This is a genomic window from Microbacterium sp. Clip185 (assembly GCF_028743715.1).
Lineage (GTDB): Bacteria > Actinomycetota > Actinomycetes > Actinomycetales > Microbacteriaceae > Microbacterium.
Genome location: NZ_CP117996.1, coordinates 2,120,966 through 2,138,889, shown reverse-complemented (window position 1 = coordinate 2,138,889; position 17,924 = coordinate 2,120,966). Strand labels below are relative to the sequence as shown.

Below are 17,924 nucleotides of genomic sequence, written 5' to 3'. Positions count from 1 at the left end.
CCCCGCGCGGCATGCGCGACTTCCTACCCGCCGACAAGGCCCGCCGCGAGCGCGTGCTCGCCGTCATCCGCGACCGCTACCGCGCGCACGGCTTCGACGAGATCGAGACGCCGGTCATGGAGGACTACGACCGCCTGCACGCCGGCATGGGCGGTGACAACGAGAAGCTCGCGTTCAATGTGCTCAAGCGCGCGCTCTCTCCCGAGGCGATCGCCGCGGCGGCGGAGGACCCGGCCGCGCTCAGCGACCTGGGTCTGCGGTTCGATCTCACCGTGCCGCTGGCGCGGTTCTACGCCTCGCACCGCGCCGAGCTTCCGGGCGTCTTCCGCTCCGTGCAGATCGCGCCGGTGTGGCGCGCGGAACGCCCGCAGAAGGGGCGCTACCGCCAGTTCGTGCAGTGCGACATCGACATCATCGGCGACGCCGGAGCGCGCGCCGAGGCGGAGCTCATCGTCGCGACCCTCGACACCCTCGACGCGCTCGGCCTCGTCGGCGCGAGCGTGCGCATCAACGACCGCCGCGCCCTCGACGGGATGCTGGAGGTCTTCGGCTTCGAGGCGTCCGAGCGTGCGGGCGTGCTCATCACGATCGACAAGCTCGACAAGATCGGACCCGCCGGCGTGGAGGCGGAGCTGCGCGAGCGCGGGGCGACCGCATCCGCCGTCGACGCGTTCGCGGCGTACCTCGCCCGCCCCACGGCGGAGGAGACGACCTTCGGCGAAGCGCACATCCGTGCGCAGCTGCCCGACGGCATCACCGACGAGGTCGTCGCGCACCTGGTCGGCATCGGCGAGGCCGTGAGCGCCGCGGTCGGGCTCGACGAGGTGCCGCTCGTGTTCGACCCGTTCCTCGTGCGCGGCATGGGCTACTACACGGGCACGATCTTCGAGCTGGCTCACCCGTCCGTGCCCTACTCGCTGGGCGGCGGCGGACGCTACGACGGCATGATCGGCCGGTTCCTCGGTCAGGACGTGCCGGCCGTCGGCTTCTCGATCGGCTTCGAGCGCATCGTCGACCTCGTCTCGGCGGGGGAGGATGCGGGACTCGACGCCGTCGTGCTCGTGCACGACCGCGACGTGCCGGTCGCCGAGCTCGTGCGCGTCAAGTCCGCGCTCGTGACGGCGGGGTCGCGCGTGCGGCTCGAGCAGCGCACGAAGAACCTGAAGGCGCTGCTGGAGCGCGCGGCCGCCGACGGCTACACGGCGTTCGCGACCGTCGCCGCGGGCGACGACCCGTCGGAGCTCGAGCTCAAGCCGCTCGCGTAGCGCTGCGGCGGCCGAACACGAGCCGCAGCACCACGCCGACGGCGAGCACGCCGGCTCCGGCGATCGCGGCCTGCCACGGCAGCGTCACCGCGAGCACCGCGCAGCCCGCGGCCCCGAGGGCGGCGAGCGCGCGCGGGAAGCGGCGGTGGGCCGCATCCTGTCGCAGCGCGGCGAGGTTGGCGACGAGGTAGTAGACGAGCACGCCGAGTGAGGAGAACCCGATCGCGCCGCGCAGATCGACGAGGGCGACGGCGATCATGACGATCGCCCCGACGGCGATCTCGGCGCGGTAGGGCGTGTGCCGCGACGGGTGCACGGCGGCGAAGAAGCCCGGCAGGTCTCCGCCGCGCGACATCGCGAACGAGGTGCGCCCGATGCCGGCGATGAGGGCGAGGAGTGCGCCGAGGGATGCGGCGGCCGCACCCACGCGCACGACCGGCTGCGCCCATTCCCAGCCCGCGGCCGAGACGAGTTCCGCGAGGGGTGCGGATGCGGCCGCCAGCCGTTCGGGGCCGAGCGCGAGCAGGCACAGCACGGCGAGGACCGCGTACACCGACAGTGCGCCGGCGAAGGTGCCGAGGATCGCGCGGGGGATCGTGCGGGCGGGATCGCGCACCTCCTCGCCCATCGTCGCGATGCGGGCGTAGCCGGCGAAGGCGAAGAAGATGAGCCCCGCCGACTGCAGCACTCCGTACGGGCTGACCTCGCCGCCTGTCCAGCCGGCGCCGGTCGGCAGCGACGTGGCACCGGCGGCCACGACGACGGCGAGGCACAGCAGCACGATCGCGACCAGGATGCGGGTGAGCCGGGCCGTGCGGGTGACGCCGAGCAGGTTCACGATCGTGAGCGCCGCGACTGCCGCGACGGCCACGGGCCGCTCGAAACCAGCCGGGGCCGCGTAGGCGGCGAACGTCATCGCCATGGCGGCGCAGCTCGCGAGCTTGCCGATCACGAACCCCCAGCCCGCCACGAACCCCGCCCACGGGCCGAGCTCGGCGCGACCGTAGGCCCACGCGCCGCCGGCGACAGGATATGCGGCCGCGAGCTGCGCCGTGGAGGTCGCGTTCGCGAAAGCCACGACGGCCGCGATCGCGAGCCCGACGAGGAGTCCCGCGCCGGCGGCCTGCGCGGCGGGGGCGAAGACGGCGAACACTCCGGCGCCGATCATCGAGCCCAGTCCGATCGCCACGGCGTCGCCGAGTCCGAGGCGTCGCTGGAGGGTGGGGCCGGTCACGTCGGGCACCCTACTGCAGCGGTGTGAACCGCCGGGGCGCCGATCGGTCACCCAGCCGTCACGACCCGTTCACCGCGAGGGGTTCGGATGGGTGCGTGGCCCGCATCCGATTCCCCGCGCGCACGGTCGCAGCGTTCGCCGGCGTGATCGCGTTCGCGCTCGCCGCCGCCCGAGAAGTGCTGCGGCGCCAGGCCGCGCACGCCCGCCGGCAGATCGGCAAGCCGCTTGGCGAGCAGGCGCCGGAGGCCGACCGCGTGTGGCGTCCCGGCTACGACGGCACCCCGATCGAGCTGCTCGTGCTGGGGGACTCGATCGCCGCGGGACTCGGTGCCGAGCGGCGCAAGGACACTCTCGGCGCGCGTCTGTCCCGCGCGCTCGCCCGCCGCACGCAGCGTCCCGTGCGTCTGCGCACCGCGGCCGTGGTCGGCTCCGAGTCCGCCGCGCTCGCCGGCCAGCTCGACGCCCTGCCCGACGACTACCGCGCGGACGTGGCCGTGATCGTGGTCGGCGGCAATGACGTGACGCACCGCATCCCGATCTCCCGCTCCGTGGCGTCGCTGGAGGAGGCGATCGAGCGGCTGCGACAGCTCGGCACGGAGGTCGTCGTCGGCACCTGCCCGGACCTCGGCGCACTACGACCGGTGCCGCAGCCGCTGCGCTCGCTCGGCTCGCGGCTGTCGCGCCAGCTCGCCCAGGCCCAGGCGCGCGCCGCGACAGCAGCGGGCGCTTGGGCTGTGTCATTGCGGCACGTCGTGGGCCCGTTCTTCATCTCGAACCCCGACGAGATGTTCAGCCTCGATCGGTTCCATCCGAGCGCCGTCGGCTATCGCCGCACCGCCGACGCACTGCTGCCGTCGGTGCTCGCGGCCCTGGGCGAGGACGTGCGGTTGCCGACCGGCCACCAGGCTCCTGACACGCGGGACGCGCTCGCCGGCAGGGGTTGACCCCGCATCCGAACGGCCGATTCGCTGGCCGCATGAGCGACACGAACCCGGCACCGACGCCGGACGGCTGGCGGTCCGTCGACGCGTACCTGACCGAGACGTTGGTCGAGAAGGACTCGGCCTTGGAGCATGCGCGGGCGGCGCAGGATGCGGCGGGCCTGCCCGCCATCGAGGTCGTGCCGCTGACCGGCAAGCTGCTGCACCTGCTGGCGCGGATGATCGGCGCGCGCCGGGTACTCGAGATCGGCACCCTCGGCGGTTACTCCACAATCTGGCTCGCCCGCGCCGTGGGGGAGGAAGGTCGGGTGACGACGATCGAGGCAGAGCCTCGCAACGCCGCAGTCGCTCGGCGGAGCATCGACGACGCGGGCGTGGGCGCGCGCGTCGAGATCCGGCAGGGGAGGGCGGCGGAGGTGCTCCCGCAGCTGGAGGGGCCGTTCGATCTCGTGTTCATCGACGCTGACAAGGAATCCAACACGATCTACCTCGACTGGGCTGCGCGTCTCGGTCGCGAGGGGACCGTCGTGGTCGTCGACAACGTCGTGCGCGCCGGGCGCATCGTCGATCCGGAGAACCACGAGAGCCAGGTGGAGGGCGTGCGGCGCTCGCTGGCGATGCTGGCGGACGACGACCGGTTCGACGCGACGGCCGTGCAGACGCTCGACGCGAAGGGCTGGGACGGCTTCGCGGTGGCGCTCATCACGCATCCGGGGGATTCTTCCGGTGGGGCCGAGCCCGCGCGTCACTAGACTCGGAAGCGGACCGATGTCGCTCCGAGATCACACCCCCAAACTCAAGGAGTCCCACTGTGGCACTTATCGAGGCTGTAGGCGCGCGCGAAATCCTCGACTCGCGCGGTAACCCGACCGTCGAAGTGGAGGTGCTCCTCGATGACGGTGTCGTGCAGCGTGCGGCAGTGCCCTCCGGCGCATCCACCGGCGCGTTCGAGGCGTACGAACTGCGCGACGGCGACAAGAGCCGCTACGGCGGCAAGGGCGTGCTGAAGGCCGTCAACGCCGTCATCGACGAGCTCGGCCCGGCGATCGAGGGTGTCGAGGCGAGCGAGCAGCGCGTCATCGACCAGATCCTCATCGAGACCGACGGCACCGAGAACAAGTCGCGCACCGGCGCGAACGCGATCCTCGGCGTCAGCCTCGCGGTCGCCAAGGCCGCCGCCGACTCGGCCGACCTGCCCCTGTTCCGCTACCTCGGCGGCCCGAACGCGCACCTGCTGCCCGTTCCGCTGTTCAACGTCATCAACGGTGGCGAGCACGCCGACAACGGCATCGACTTCCAGGAGTTCTTCCTCGCGCCCATCGGCGCCGAGACCTACGCCGAGTCGCTGCGCTGGGGCACCGAGGTGTACCACGTCCTCAAGGGCGAGCTGAAGGCGGCCGGCTACAACACGGGCCTGGGCGACGAGGGCGGCTTCGCCCCTGACCTCCCCAGCAACCGCGAGGGCCTCGACTTCCTGCTCAAGGCCATCGAGAAGGCGGGCTTCACGCCCGGCTCCGACATCGCCGTGGGCCTCGACGTCGCCGCGACCGAGTTCTACAAGGACGGCGTGTACACCGTCGAGGGCAAGCCGTGGACGCCCGGTCAGCTCGTCGACTACTTCGCCGACCTCGTGGCCAACTACCCGATCGTCACGATCGAGGACGCCCTCGCCGAGGACGACTGGGACAACTGGAAGGCCCTCACCGACGCCATCGGCACCAAGGTGCAGCTCGTCGGCGACGACCTGTTCGTCACCAACCCGAAGCGCCTGCAGCAGGGCATCGACCTCGGTGTCGCCAACGCGCTCCTGGTGAAGTTCAACCAGATCGGCTCGCTCACCGAGACGCTGGATGCGGTCAGCCTCGCGACCCGCAACGGCTACCGCTCGATGTGGTCGCACCGCTCGGGCGAGACCGAGGACACCACGATCGCCGACCTCGCTGTCGCGACCAACGCGGGTCAGATCAAGACCGGTGCGCCCGCTCGGAGCGAGCGCGTCGCGAAGTACAATCAGCTTCTGCGCATCGAAGAGGAACTGGGCGAGGCGGCTGTGTTCGCCGGCCGCGCCGCGTTCCCGCGCTTCAAGGGCTGAGTGACGACTAATCGTCACTGAACGAGAGGAGGAGCCGTGGCAGCACGAACGGCTCCTCCTTCTCGTTCCCGGCGTTCCTCGGATGCGCCCCGCCGCCGTGTCGACGTGCGCGACTGGCTCGGCGGCATCCGCCTCTCCGGCTTCATGATCATCATGCTGGGACTGGTCGTGCTGGGCGTGCTCGTGCTGGTGCCGACCGTGGGCACCTACCTCGACCAGCAGCAGCGGATCGCCGCGCTCAAGAACTCGGTGCAGCTGACGGAGTCCCAGATCGCCGACCTGCAGGCGCAGAGCGAGCGCTGGGACGACCCGGCGTACATCACGACGCAGGCCCGTGAGCGGCTGTACTACATGAACCCGGGCGAGATCGCCTACATCGTCGACAACGACCTGACCGAGGCGCAGCAGCCGCGTGAGCAGGATGCGGTGAGCGACCAGGTGCAGCAGACGCGCACTGACTGGATGGCGCAGCTGGTGGGCTCGGTGGTAACCGCCGGTGCCGCGAAGACCGCGGTCGCCGACCCCACGGCTCCCGCGGACGGTGGGACGCCCGCCACCCCCGCGCCCTGAACCCGGGCTCCCAGGCGGCTCACGGTAGCCTGGGAGGGTGAGTTCCGCGCCTTTCCCCCCGGTCACCGACGCCGAGCTCGCGGTGCTCCGCTCCCAGCTGGGGCGCCCGGCGCGTGATGTCGTCGGGATCGCCGCGCGCTGCGTGTGCGGCAATCCGACCGTGGTCGCCACCGCACCGCGACTGGCCGACGGCACGCCGTTCCCCACCTTCTACTACCTCACGCATCCCGCCGCGACCGCGGCGATGTCGACGCTCGAGGCCGAGCACGTGATGCCCGAGTTCGCGGCCATGCTGGAGGACGAAGACACGGCCGCCGCGTATCAGGCGGCGCACGAGGCGTACCTGGCCGACCGCGAGAGCTTCGGCGAGGTTCCCGAGATCGCGGGCATCTCCGCCGGCGGCATGCCCACCCGCGTGAAGTGCCTGCACGCCCTCGCCGGTCACGCCCTGGCCGCGGGCCCCGGAGTCAACCCGATCGGCGACGCCGCGCTCGCGCGCAGCACCTGGTCGCCGACTCGCTGCGTGTGCGCCGACCCCGGTGCGGCGCTCGCCGAGGGCACCCCGGGGTGAGAGCGCTCGCCCTGCGGGTCGCCGCCGCGCTGGTTCTCGTCGCGCTGACGGCGGGTGTCGCGCCCGCTGCCTACGCGCAGACGACGCCCGCGCCGGTGCCGCAGGAAAGCCCGGGCGTCGACCCGATGCGCGCGCAGGAGTACTGGCTCGACGCGTACGGCATCCGCAAGGCGTGGGAGACCACGCGCGGCAAGGGCGTGAAGATCGCGATCATCGACACGGGCATCGGCAAGGCGCCCGAGTTCGACGGCGCGGTCGTCGGCGGCACGGATGTGTCGGGTCTCGGCACAGCCGACGGTCGCACGCCCGTGGGCGCGGTCGACGCGAACCACGGCAGCTGGGTGGCATCGCTCGCCGCATCCCGCGGACTGCCGAACGAGACGGGCATGATCGGGGTGGCGCCGGAGGCATCGCTGCTGTCGGTGTCGGTCGGGTTCGGCACGAGTTCGCCGGTGCCGTTCTCGGAGCAGATCGCGAACGCGATGCGCTGGTCGGTCGACAACGGCGCGAAGGTCATCAACCTGTCGTTCACGACGAACACCCTCGACTGGGATCCGAGCTGGGATGACGCGTTCCAGTACGCGTTCGATCACGACGTGGTCGTGATCGTCGCGGCGGGCAACCGCGGTTCGGGCACGGCGCGCGTGGGCGCGCCGGCGACGATTCCGGGTGTGCTGCCGGTCGCGGGTGTGGACCCGCAGGGCAAGGCGAGCGTGGAGGCGTCGACGCAGGGCATCACGCTCGGTGTCTCGGCTCCCAGCGAGCAGCTGCTCGGGGTTTCGGCCGACGGTCAGGTGGTCGTGTGGAAGGGCACGAGCGGTGCGGCGCCGATCGTGGCGGGCATTGCCGCGCTCGTGCGGGCCGCGCATCCGGAACTGGATGCGGCGAACGTGATCGAGCGGCTCATCGCGACCGCGAAGGCGCCCGCCGGGGTGGGTTCGCTGCCGGACGACCAGTACGGATACGGGCTGGTGGATGCGGCGGCGGCGGTGTCCGCATCCGTTCCGCAGGTGTCGGCGAACCCGATGGGGGATCTGTCGGAGTGGATCCGCGTGCACCGTCGCGCGCAGGAGTCTCCGGCGCCGTTGCCGACGGTGGGGGAGGTGTCGGTGCCGCCGCTGCCGCCGGCCGAGGCGGCGTCGCGGCCCACGTCTCCGCTGCTGCCTAGCATGGATACGCTGCTGTACGGGTCGATTCCGCTGCTGGTGTTCTCTGTGGCCGCTATACTGATAGCGCTCGGCGTCAGTGCTGCTGTCCGACGCATCCGATTGGCGCGTGCCGAACGCGCGCGCAGCCGTTGAATCGTCTAGGAGTTCGTTCCACCGTGACCAGCACCGTGCCCAGGATCCTCATTGTCGGCGGCGGCTACGCCGGCTTCTACACCGCCTGGAAGCTTGAGAAGCATCTGCGCAAGGGCGAAGCCGAGGTCACCATGGTCGACCCGCTTCCCTACATGACGTACCAGCCGTTCCTGCCCGAGGTCGCCGCCGGCGAGATCGAGCCGCGGCACGCGGTGGTGGGTCACCGTCGTCACCTGAAGACCACGCGCGTCGTGGCCGCGAAGGTGACCGGCATCGACCACGCGAACAAGGTCGCCACGATCACGCCCGAGATGGGTGAGCCGTGGCAGGAGGAGTACGACCAGATCGTCGTGACCGCCGGCGCCGTCTCGCGCACGTTCCCGATTCCGGGCATCGCCGAGAACGCGATCGGTCTGAAGACGATCGAGGAGGCCGTCGCGATCCGCGACCGCCTGATCAAGAACTTTGAGCTGGCGTCGAACCTGCCGGCCGGCCCCGAGCGCGACCGCCTGCTGAGCGTCGTCGTCGTCGGTGGTGGCTTCGCGGGGATCGAGGTGTTCGCCGAGCTGCGTGCCCTGGCGTCGTCGCTCGTCAAGGACTACCCGACGCTGACGTTCGACGACACGCACTTCCACCTCATCGAGGCGATGGGGCGCATCATGCCCGAGGTGTCGCAGAAGACGAGCGAGTGGGTGCTGAAGAGCCTCGCCGAGCGCGGTGCGTTCGTGCACCTCGACACGCAGGTCAAGGGCGCCGTCGACGGCAACGTCGAGCTCTCGACCGGTGAGGTCATCCCCACCGACCTGATCGTGTGGACCGCCGGTGTCATGGCCAACCCCACCGTCGTGCGCGGGGGAGACCTTCCCGTCGAAGAGCGCGGTCGCATCCGTGCGCGCGCCGACCTCCGCGTGGGTACGCCGGAAGAGATCGTCGAGGGCGCCTGGGCCGCCGGTGACGTCGCGGCCGTTCCCGACCTGTCGGGTGGCGGCGTGGGCGGCTACTGCGTGCCGAACGCGCAGCACGCCGTGCGACAGGCCAAGCTCATGGCCAAGAACATCACCGCCGTGATCCGTGGCGAGCTGCCGCGCGAGTACGTGCACAAGAACCTCGGCGCCGTCGCGGGCCTGGGGCTGTACAACGGTGTGTTCCAGTCGGGCAAGTTCGCGATGAAGGGCTTCTTCGCCTGGCTCGCGCACCGTGGCTACCACGGCCTGGCGATGCCGTCGTGGGAGCGCAAGTGGCGTGTGATCGGTGACTGGCTGCACAACTTCTTCCTGGGCCGTGACAACGTCACGCTCATCACGGTTCAGAACCCGCGCGAGACGTTCGAGGCGTTCGCCGCCCGTCCGCGTCCGGCGGCTGCCGAGGCTCCGGCCGAGAAGCCCGCCACCCCTGCGATCGACCCGAAGAGCGTCGCGAAGGATGAGGGCGCCGCCGCCGTGGCTCCCGCCGAGAAGGACAAGAAGGTCGCCGCCAAGGGCTGACCCTCTCCGGCTTGGATGATGCCCCCGTCGCTTCGGTGACGGGGGCATTGTCATGCGCGGTCGGCGCCCGGCGGCGCGCTAGCGTGGAGGCGGGCCCCCATAGCCCAATGGCAGAGGCAGGCGACTTAAAATCGCTTCAGTCTGGGTTCGAGTCCCAGTGGGGGCACGAGTGGTCGTGGTGAACCAGACCTCGTTGGCGCTTGAGTTTCACCAGACGAAGGGCCTGAGGGAAGCTCGACAGGTAAAACTCACGACGATGGTGATCGCTTGCCAGCCGAGGTATAGCGACTTGCTCGTTGGGCATTTCGCTGACCGGGCTCTGTGTCCATGCAGGCGCCGCCAATGTTCAGTGTGGGTATCTTCCACACCTGCCGGGCAGATCATCGCTCGGTCCTCACGCAATCCTGAGCTCAGGATCCGTGCACTTGAGCCCGGGTCGTTCGTGGCGCCAGCTCAAGGACGTGTACCTTCTCAGCGGAGTCGACGCCCAACTCTACGCACCTTGACAGCGTCGTCAATGGGTGATCGTCAGGCAGTGGCTCGGCTAGTCCAAGCTTCGCCTGTTCGGAGCGAACGAGTGATGGCAGAGTGAACAGGTAGGCGAGATCCGGGACGACCCGGAGGACAAACTTTCTTGCAAACTCTAGATGCTGGTCGCCCCGAGCCAATCCGCGGCTTATGCCGACCTCCTGGATCTGAGTGAGGTTCGCCCCTCGCATCCATGGCGCAAGGCAGGCCCGAACATGGTCTATCAGGTTGTCGGTGTCCCACTCTCCAAGATCGTCCGGTGCGCCTGACATCGCGGCGCGGCTACCGACTCGGAGTACCTCAACGACCATCGATGGCCGATCACGGAGGAGGTCGAGCATCCATTCCGACCAGCCAATGTGATCCCACTCGGTCGTGGTTTGTGTGCTGAGCTGGTCTGCTAGATAGCTAACGTCGTCGAGCGGAAGCCCGGAAACGAGGGCACACTGGCGAAGCCAGTCCTCCACACTGTCGTCAGCAAAGAGGCCGGACAGCTGCTCCAGGCGCCGCTCGATCCAATCGGGCTTACCGGCGGTCTTCGCCGAGAACGCCGCGAAACTCTGGCGTAGCATTCCAGGACCAATCACTGGATCGGTCACGCTGTCGACTCGCCGCCCAAGGTAACGTAGCAACGGCGGCTCAGTCTCTTCCTCCATTGCATCGAGCAATGCGCCGATGGGGTCACGCACGGTTACACATTGATCGCTTTGTGAGAATGCAGTTCTAAGCGCAGCCCAGCCGGAGCCGATCCGAGTGGCGCCGTCGTAATCCACTATCTCGCTGGGGATTGCGAGCACTAGTGCGTTGGCGTGGGAGCCCGCTCGGCCCGCGCGACCGGCAGCGTTCAATAGCTCATGAGCTTCAAGGCGGATTCGCCCGTTCGCGCTGGCGTCGAAGCGGCGGTCCCCGGCGATGATTACGAACTCACTCGGAAAGTTCATGCCCTGTGTGACGGTGGAGGTAGCCACTAGAACGGGTACCCCGTCCGGGCGACGGAAGAGTAGCTCGTGAAGACGCCGCTCGTCCGGCAGCAGTAAGCCGTGATGCGGGATCGCGCTGCCCACAACTGCCCCGTCCTCGAGTTTCAGGTAGAGTGCAGATTCCGCGCCAAGTAGCTCCACGCTTCGTGCTAGCAGTCGCTGCTCAGATCTCAGCAGCGGCGTAGTATTCGGCTGTGCTGTGGTGACGAGGCGAGCAATTGAACTCGTCCAGCCGACTTGGTGGGTGAAGACGAGAGTCTTCAGACCTCCATCAGCAGCGGCTTGAGCGAGCCTTGCAGCTACGCGGTTTGCGTTAGCAGTCAATCGCCAGGCGCGATCCCGCGTTCGCGATCCGCTGACGCCGAGCGTCACTTGAGACTCGAGCAGCGGCATTAGTCGGTAGTCCCTGGTCTGGGTCGACTCCCAGGTCGACTTAAGACTGAAGAATCCGTGTGGCTGTGCAAGCAACTGCTGCTTGAGCGCGGCCGGGGGCCCGTCGGTCGTCGAGGTTCGGTACATTTCGTCTCGAAGTTTCCGCAGCCGCTCAACCTCATGTAACGGATAGACGAGAGCACCCCTCGCCTGTCTCGTTGGCTTCCAAGGGGTATCCAACGCTATAGCAGGACGCCCCGTAACGAATTTGAGCCAGTCTGCGAGTTCCTGAGAGTTTGCGAACATCGCGGAGACAAGCATCAGATCTGCGTCACCGAAGCGAGAGACGAGCGTGAGAAAACAAAGCGAGGCATCTAGTGCGCGCCGGTTAGGTGCATCGCCTTCGACATGCATGAGGTGTGCCTCGTCGAACAGGACGAGGCCGACTTCCCCAAACCGAGTCTGATCTGTTCCGAGGGCTGCTAGGCAGCTCTCGGGAGTCATGACGAATATCTCAGGGACACCATCTGATGCGGATTCGATCTCTTCGTCCGCGTCGCGTTGAGCTAGCACTCGTGCACCCGGGACCGCCAATTTGAATGATCGTGCGAGTTGGTCAATCAACGAGAGGGTTGGCGCAAGGCAAATGACGTTTAGCCCGCGGAGAATTGTTGCTCCGACCTTAAGTTCCGACATCGTTGACTTCCCGGCGCCTGTGGGGAACGCCAGGACTGCTGAGACTCCGGGCTCAAGAAGTCCAGCGTCTAGAGCCTGGCGATGATTACGCCAGAGCAGCGGTCTAAGTCGCGCTGTCCGAGCCGTAACGCGCTGCCAGTCCTCTGCAGAGATGCCGCTCGGTGCAGGCAGTGACGCGGTGGACGCAGCGACCAATACTGGGCTCGCCATCTCAAGAAGCCGCGCCAGATGCCAGGGGCCAGCGATCAGGTTTGATGACACATGGGCGCGGTCTCCGATGTTGAAGTCCACACTCATTGACATCGCTGTTGCGATCGAGGCGAATTGTCCGGCCAGCGGATCGGCCGCGGGGTCTGGGGTTCGGAGGAGCCGCACCAGATCTGCGAGCGAGCGCGCGCACTTGCGATAGCCGATGACAGCGCCGATCGTTAACGGATCGGCGTCCAGATCAAGTTGGAAAGGTTCTTCTGAGCTTTCCGCACCATTGATCTCACCCTTCCCCAGGCGTTTCAGTGAAGCCACAAGGTCAGAGAATTGCTCCTGTTCGACTCCGTCGATCCCGTCAGCAACCTCGGAAGCGTCGGCCGGCGCGTCGGCCACGAGGTAGAGCATCATAGATGCGATGCGTGGCCCGACGGTGCCCGGTGTCAGATGGCGATCGTCGTTAGGTCGCCCCGCGTCGGCGTCGGCGAGGATTCTGTACGCGGAAGCGGCGACATACGCGGCGGACGCGCGCACATCTCCGGGCTCCTGATTGAGCGCAATCGCTTCCTGGGCGGCGCCGATCGAGCGGAGCTCGCCAAAGACCTCGTCATTGGCGACTAGATCATTCCGAACGAGTGATCTTGCCATGGTGACCTTCAGATATGCGTCGGTGATCGCCGTGGGCAGCCGTTCAGCGTCCACGTTTGATAAGCGCGGCGCCGCAGCAATGATCGCGGCAGTCACGCTATCAAACACGTTGGCCCTCCAAGACTGCGATCGCACGATCGCACAGGTCGTCCATCCAAGGCCTCAGGTCTGCGATTTCGAGAACGTTTGCGCGACGGCGCCTCCGTTTGCCTGGGACGGTTTCCTCGAATCCATCGAACAGGCCGTTGAATCTCTCTGCGCGGGCGTGGTGCGCTTTCGTGGTTATCGAGACTCGGTAGGCGCGACCAGACTGCTTGCGCATCAAATGGTCGATTGTCTTTCGAGGATCGGTTAAGGGAATCCGAGACAGGAGGTATCCAACCTCCGCGGCGAGGGCGGGATTTCGGGACCCGGTTTCCAGTTCAGCGAATGATTTCCACACGTCATCACGCACGGTGTCTCGCGGTGAATTTGTCGCTTTATCCTCAAACACGACGATCCGCTTGGGCTGCCCTGATCTACTGTTGACTGCAATCTGTAGTCCGTCGAATCCCTTCGAAGCCTGATCCATTTGTGGGATTCGGGCGGGACCGTCGTTCTCCTCGACCGCGGCAAGCCACGATACCAACTGGAAAACCCAGCCATCGCGATGCCACGGGTCTTTGCCAGCGGGAACAGTCAGCAGGCTAATGGCTCCGTCAATCGCGTAGTCAGCGCCTGAAACCCGCCACGGTTCCTCGGATCGAAGCAACTCTTCAACGTGCAACCATTGCCCAAGGGCAAGATCTGCGACGGCCGTAGCGAGCGCGTCGAGGTCGCGCGGCTCCCATGCGCGTCCGCGATAGCCCCCATGACGCGGCTTCAACTTGCGATGGCGTAAAAGTCGACCCATTGTTTCATTGTGGCGACAGTTTGGCCGCTCCGCATAGAGCGATCCCCCCTGTCCTGGCCATGTCGGATCGGGGCCCCTAGGTACTCGGGCATTGCGCAGCGCGAGCGGCTTATGATGCTCGGTGGGCCAGTGCACCGTCGCCTCGCTGTTCTCGTCCGCTCGGCGGAGTCGTGGAACGCTCTGTGGCGTTCCCTGGTCGTGCGCTGAGCGAGGAGCAGCCGAGAGCCGTTCGTGAAGCCGCGGTCGTTTCTTCGAGATGAGCCTCTCAGGCACACGTTGTGTCTGGCCTTGATGCGTCTCAAATCGACGCGGCGAGTGCTCGCTAGGCTGAGCGCGTGACGGATGAGGATGCCAAGGGTGCGCTACGTGCGTTCGTTGAGGAGCGCGACTGGGGACAGTTTCACTCGCCGGAGAACCTCGCGAAGTCGATCGTGATCGAAGCTGCCGAACTCCTCGAAGAGTTCCAATGGTCGCCGGAGTTCGACCCGCAGCGCGTCCGGATGGAGCTGGCCGACGTTCTGACCTACTGCTACCAACTCGCGGATCGCTTGGGGGCGGATCCCGACGAGATCGTCCTCGAGAAGCTCGAGATCACTCGGGCAAAGTACCCGGTCGAGACGTCGCGAGGCAGAAGCGCCAAGTATGACCAGCTTTGAGATCGAAGAGCTTCCGTTCGACTCGCTTGCTCTCCGTGACTACCCGGACCCGAGCGGCAAGCTGAGCAACTGGCCCGCGGTGTACGCGATCAACGACAAGAACGACGTCTACGTCGGGGAGACGGGCAACGCGCTGCTCCGGATGAGCCAGCACAAGCGGGATCCGAAGAAGCAACACCTTGAGGTCGCGCGCATCCTGCTTGACGACTCGTTCCACCGATCAGCCTGCTACGACCTCGAATCGCTCTTGATCCAGTGGTTCTACTCCGACGGTGCGTACACGGTGATCAACGCGAACGACGGTCACCGCAACGCCGACTATGCGGGCCGTCCTTCGTTTCAACTGCGGTTCCGTGAGATCTTCGAGGAACTCCGGGCTCGGGGTCTGTTTCGTCACTCGCTCCGAGACATCGAGAACAGCGACTTCTTCAAGCTCTCTCCGTTCAAGGCGCTCGTTCCTGATCAAGAGCGCGCGATCGTCGACATCCTGCAGGCGCTCTTCGAAGACATCGAGGACGGTCGGTCAACGACATCTGTCGTCGCAGGCGACCCCGGGACGGGAAAGACAGTGGTCGGGATCTCGCTCATCAAGACTCTGCGCGACATCCAGGCATCCCGCGGCGTCGACGACGCAGAACAGGGCGGACCGATCTCCGACTTCTTCGCGCAGGGCTACCCGGAGCTTCTCGCCGATCTCAGAGTCGGCATGGTGGTACCGCAGCAATCGCTCCGAGCCTCCATTGCGAGGGTCTTCGGGCGGGCGCCTGGCTTGAAGCCCGAGATGGTTCTGACAGCGTGGGATGTCGGCAACGCAACGCAGAAGTTCGACGTGCTCGTCGTGGACGAAGCGCACCGCCTTAATCAACGCGCCAGCCAATCGTCCGGGGTGCTGAACAAGTTGTTCGCCGACATCAACACACGACTCTTCAGCGAGGACTCCCTCGAGTACACGCAGCTCGACTGGATTCGCGCGCAGAGTAAGCACACGATCTTGCTCATGGATGCGGCTCAGAGTGTGCGCCCGGCGGACCTTCCCCCTGAGGTTGTGGGCGAGGTGATCGGCGAAGCGAAAGTGAGCCACCACTTCTTCCCGCTCAAGACGCAAATGCGCGTCAAAGCGGGGACGGACTACGTCCGGTACATCCGTGACGTTCTCGGCGACCGCGTGCCGGAGCGCCCCGATCTGGGCGACTACGAGTTCTTGCTCTTCGACGACATCGGGGCGATGGAGCGGTTGGTTCGTCAGCGCGATCGGGAGCAGGGCTTGGCTCGGCTCGTCGCGGGGTATGCCTGGAATTGGGAGTCGGATCCTAAGAAGAAGGGGATGAAGCAGATCCCGCTGCGCGAGCGTCCGTTCGACATTCGCATCGACGGTCACAGGTGGCGGTGGAACTCCGCGGATAAGGACTGGATCACGTCACCGGATGCGCTCGACGAAGTGGGCTCCATCCACACTGTGCAGGGCTACGACCTGAACTACGCCGGAGTCATCATCGGACGCGACCTGCGCTTCGATGCTGAGACCGGCCGGATTCGCTTCGACCGTTCCGAGTACCGCGACAAGAAAGGTCTCCAGAACAACCACAAACGCGGGATCGTCTACACCGATGCGGAGATCGAGCGGTACGTCAAGAACATCTACGCCGTGCTACTGACGCGCGGCATCCGCGGTACGTACGTGTACGTGTGCGATGAGCCCCTTCGAGAGCATCTCCGCGCCCTCATCCCTTCGGCGTCAGTGCTCCTGAAGAGCGGAAGCTGAAGCGTAAGCGCTCCAAACCTCAGCTGAGATACGTCCGCGCACACCCACCGCGTGCCCGTTGGTGAGTGCCCACGCGCGCACAACGCTCGGTGACGCTGTGGTTGTCGCTTGCGCACCCGTCGTGGCTACCGCGAGGGGTGCGCTGTCTTCCGTCGTCGCAGCAGCGTCGCCAGTCGCGACGTCAGTGTGCGACGGAGGCGCTACCGCAGGCGCCGTCTGTTGCGGGAGAGCGGCTGGCTGGAGGTGCGTGAGCAGAACCTCGAAGGTATCGGGATGAACGATGCGGGTTCCGACTTCGCTGGCCTTCGCGAGCTTCGTGCCATCCATCGTCCCGTCCGTAACGAGCATCGCGGTCAACCGGGACACGTTGCCCATGACGCGCACTCCAAGATCGGACGCGCGCCGTTCGAGGCGCTCGCGCTGGCGGTCATCACAACCGGTGAACGCGACCTTGTCGCCGACGCGGAGGGGCTCGCCGTAGCTCCAATTTGAGGGAAGCGGCCGAAGACCCGCGCTCATCCGTGAGGCTCGTGCTGCTTCGGCGTGCGCGATCAGCTCGACGACCGTGCTGCGTGGCACATCCAGCACATCGCAAAGCACGTGCAACTCTTCGCGTTCGTCTCGAGAGACGACGCCGTCGTCGACGGCCTTGTGCGCGACAGCGAGAACCAACGCGCGATGGGCAGCGTGGAGGTCGGTGTCGTCGAGTTCGTAGAAGCGGATCAACTCGCCGAGGTCAGCGGCCTCTTGATCATCAATCGCGCCGTCTTCGAGAGCTTCGAGAAGCATCTCGAGGTACGCGAGCGTGCCGTCCGGCGCACCCTCCTCAACCGCCTCGAGCAAGCTGACATCGGTGAGTTGCCGGAGCAGCGGCGGCTGCTTCGGGCGAGGCGGTGTCACTCGCCGCGACCCGCTCCGCGTTCGTACAGATGCGGGCGCGGACCAGGTCTCAGGTGCGCGCGACGGCCCGGCCGGCCACCTGAACGCTTGGGCTTCGTCACGGAGCGCACTCAGAGTCTGGTGCTGACGTCGTCCCGCGTGGTTGAGGTAGAACCCAAGGAGCTGCGCCGTGGCACGCGCGTCGCCGAGAGCTGAGTGCGCGTTCTCGAGTTGAACGCCTGCTGCCCAGCAGCAATCTGCCAGCCGACGGCGATCCAGGTGCGGCAGATACTCGCGGCTGCCGTTGAGAGTGCAGAAGGAAGGAAGCCGCGGCACGTCCCAGCCTGCCCGTTGGAACTCCGCTCCGAGGAATCCAAGGTCGAATGCAGCGTTGTGCGCCGCAATCGGCATACCCGCGATGTATGAAGTCAAGTAGGCTGCGATGTCGCGGAACAGCGGAGCTGTTGCCACGTCAGCCTCAGTGATGCCGTGGATGTGAGTGGCCCCCACAGGCCCCTCTGGGTTAAGCCGAGTCGACCACTCATCTAGGATCTGTCCGGCGCCGTCGATCCGCACGACAGCGATCTCGACGATTCGACTCTGGTGCGGCGATAACCCCGTTGTCTCTACATCGAGAATCGCGAAGTGAGGAGCGACCCTCACCGATGCGGGTGGCGGCGGGGGAGACGTGGCCACCGATGGTGCTGGCGTGCGTCTGCGGAAGAGTCGGTCGAACATCCCCATGTGGCTTGATCCATTCACTCGTGCAACTTCCGCCCCAACGGAATCCCGGAACTAATCCGGGCGCATACACATCCTGCCGGACCTCAGGACACGATGACGCGATGA

At 66.9% G+C, this 17,924-nt stretch carries 14 protein-coding genes and 1 tRNA gene; 11 read left to right on the top strand and 4 right to left on the bottom strand.

Translation table 11 applies throughout. The features are described from left to right. Positions 1-11: 11 nt before the first annotated feature. On the top strand, positions 12-1,265 hold the full coding sequence (gene hisS, locus PQV94_RS10435; protein ID WP_274288268.1) for a histidine--tRNA ligase: 1,254 nt from the start codon (positions 12-14) through the stop codon (positions 1,263-1,265). On the opposite strand, the gene PQV94_RS10430 is transcribed toward hisS, so the two are convergent. Then, positions 1,249-2,499 (bottom strand): APC family permease, encoded by a 1,251-nt coding sequence (locus PQV94_RS10430; protein ID WP_274285774.1) that lies wholly within the window; start codon positions 2,497-2,499, stop codon positions 1,249-1,251. The genes hisS and PQV94_RS10430 overlap by 17 nt on opposite strands. A 95-nt stretch (positions 2,500-2,594) precedes the next feature. Between PQV94_RS10430 and PQV94_RS10425 the strand changes: the two genes are divergently transcribed. The 8 genes from PQV94_RS10425 (at position 2,595) to PQV94_RS10390 (ending at position 9,624) form a co-directional block, all read left to right on the top strand. Continuing rightward, entirely contained in the window at positions 2,595-3,443 is an 849-nt protein-coding gene (locus tag PQV94_RS10425) for an SGNH/GDSL hydrolase family protein (protein WP_337994356.1), read from the top strand. Between the two features lie 32 nt (positions 3,444-3,475). Next, positions 3,476-4,192, top strand: a complete 717-nt coding sequence (locus tag PQV94_RS10420) for an O-methyltransferase (RefSeq protein WP_274285773.1) — start codon at positions 3,476-3,478, stop codon at positions 4,190-4,192. Between the two features lie 59 nt (positions 4,193-4,251). Beyond that, positions 4,252-5,532 (top strand): phosphopyruvate hydratase, encoded by a 1,281-nt coding sequence (gene eno / locus PQV94_RS10415; RefSeq protein WP_274285772.1) that lies wholly within the window; start codon positions 4,252-4,254, stop codon positions 5,530-5,532. 36 nt (positions 5,533-5,568) lie between these two features. After that, positions 5,569-6,102, top strand: coding sequence for an FtsB family cell division protein (locus tag PQV94_RS10410; RefSeq protein WP_274285771.1), 534 nt, complete (start codon positions 5,569-5,571; stop codon positions 6,100-6,102). Positions 6,103-6,139: 37 nt separating this feature from the next. Then, positions 6,140-6,673: a DUF501 domain-containing protein gene (locus PQV94_RS10405; RefSeq protein ID WP_274285770.1), complete on the top strand. Its 534-nt coding sequence runs from the start codon at positions 6,140-6,142 to the stop codon at positions 6,671-6,673. Further along, on the top strand, positions 6,670-7,974 hold the full coding sequence (locus PQV94_RS10400; protein ID WP_274285769.1) for a S8 family peptidase: 1,305 nt from the start codon (positions 6,670-6,672) through the stop codon (positions 7,972-7,974). The genes PQV94_RS10405 and PQV94_RS10400 overlap by 4 nt, the downstream gene beginning before the upstream one ends. 35 nt (positions 7,975-8,009) lie before the next feature. Beyond that, positions 8,010-9,458 carry an NAD(P)/FAD-dependent oxidoreductase gene (locus PQV94_RS10395; RefSeq protein WP_274288266.1) on the top strand — a complete coding sequence of 483 codons (1,449 nt, stop codon included), beginning with the start codon at positions 8,010-8,012 and terminating at the stop codon, positions 9,456-9,458. 93 nt (positions 9,459-9,551) lie between these two features. After that, a tRNA-Leu gene (locus PQV94_RS10390) sits at positions 9,552-9,624 on the top strand. 244 nt (positions 9,625-9,868) lie between these two features. On the opposite strand, the gene PQV94_RS10385 is transcribed toward PQV94_RS10390, so the two are convergent. Further along, positions 9,869-12,982 carry a DEAD/DEAH box helicase gene (locus PQV94_RS10385; RefSeq protein ID WP_274285768.1) on the bottom strand — a complete coding sequence of 1,038 codons (3,114 nt, stop codon included), beginning with the start codon at positions 12,980-12,982 and terminating at the stop codon, positions 9,869-9,871. Positions 12,983-12,986: 4 nt separating this feature from the next. Next, the gene (locus PQV94_RS10380; protein ID WP_274285767.1) at positions 12,987-13,778 is read right to left on the bottom strand and encodes a hypothetical protein; all 792 of its coding nucleotides are present in this window, start codon (positions 13,776-13,778) and stop codon (positions 12,987-12,989) included. A 335-nt stretch (positions 13,779-14,113) separates the two neighbouring features. Here PQV94_RS10380 and PQV94_RS10375 point away from each other — a divergent pair, with 335 nt between their 5' ends. Both PQV94_RS10375 and PQV94_RS10370 read left to right on the top strand, forming a co-directional pair. Beyond that, the gene (locus PQV94_RS10375; RefSeq protein WP_274285766.1) at positions 14,114-14,434 is read left to right on the top strand and encodes a nucleotide pyrophosphohydrolase; all 321 of its coding nucleotides are present in this window, start codon (positions 14,114-14,116) and stop codon (positions 14,432-14,434) included. Continuing rightward, positions 14,421-16,196: a DUF2075 domain-containing protein gene (locus PQV94_RS10370; RefSeq protein ID WP_274285765.1), complete on the top strand. Its 1,776-nt coding sequence runs from the start codon at positions 14,421-14,423 to the stop codon at positions 16,194-16,196. The genes PQV94_RS10375 and PQV94_RS10370 overlap by 14 nt, the downstream gene beginning before the upstream one ends. Here PQV94_RS10370 and PQV94_RS10365 read toward each other — a convergent pair. Next, positions 16,170-17,813: an exonuclease domain-containing protein gene (locus PQV94_RS10365; RefSeq protein ID WP_274288265.1), complete on the bottom strand. Its 1,644-nt coding sequence runs from the start codon at positions 17,811-17,813 to the stop codon at positions 16,170-16,172. The two genes, PQV94_RS10370 and PQV94_RS10365, sit on opposite strands and share 27 nt — an antisense overlap. Between the last annotated feature and the right edge of the window lie 111 nt (positions 17,814-17,924).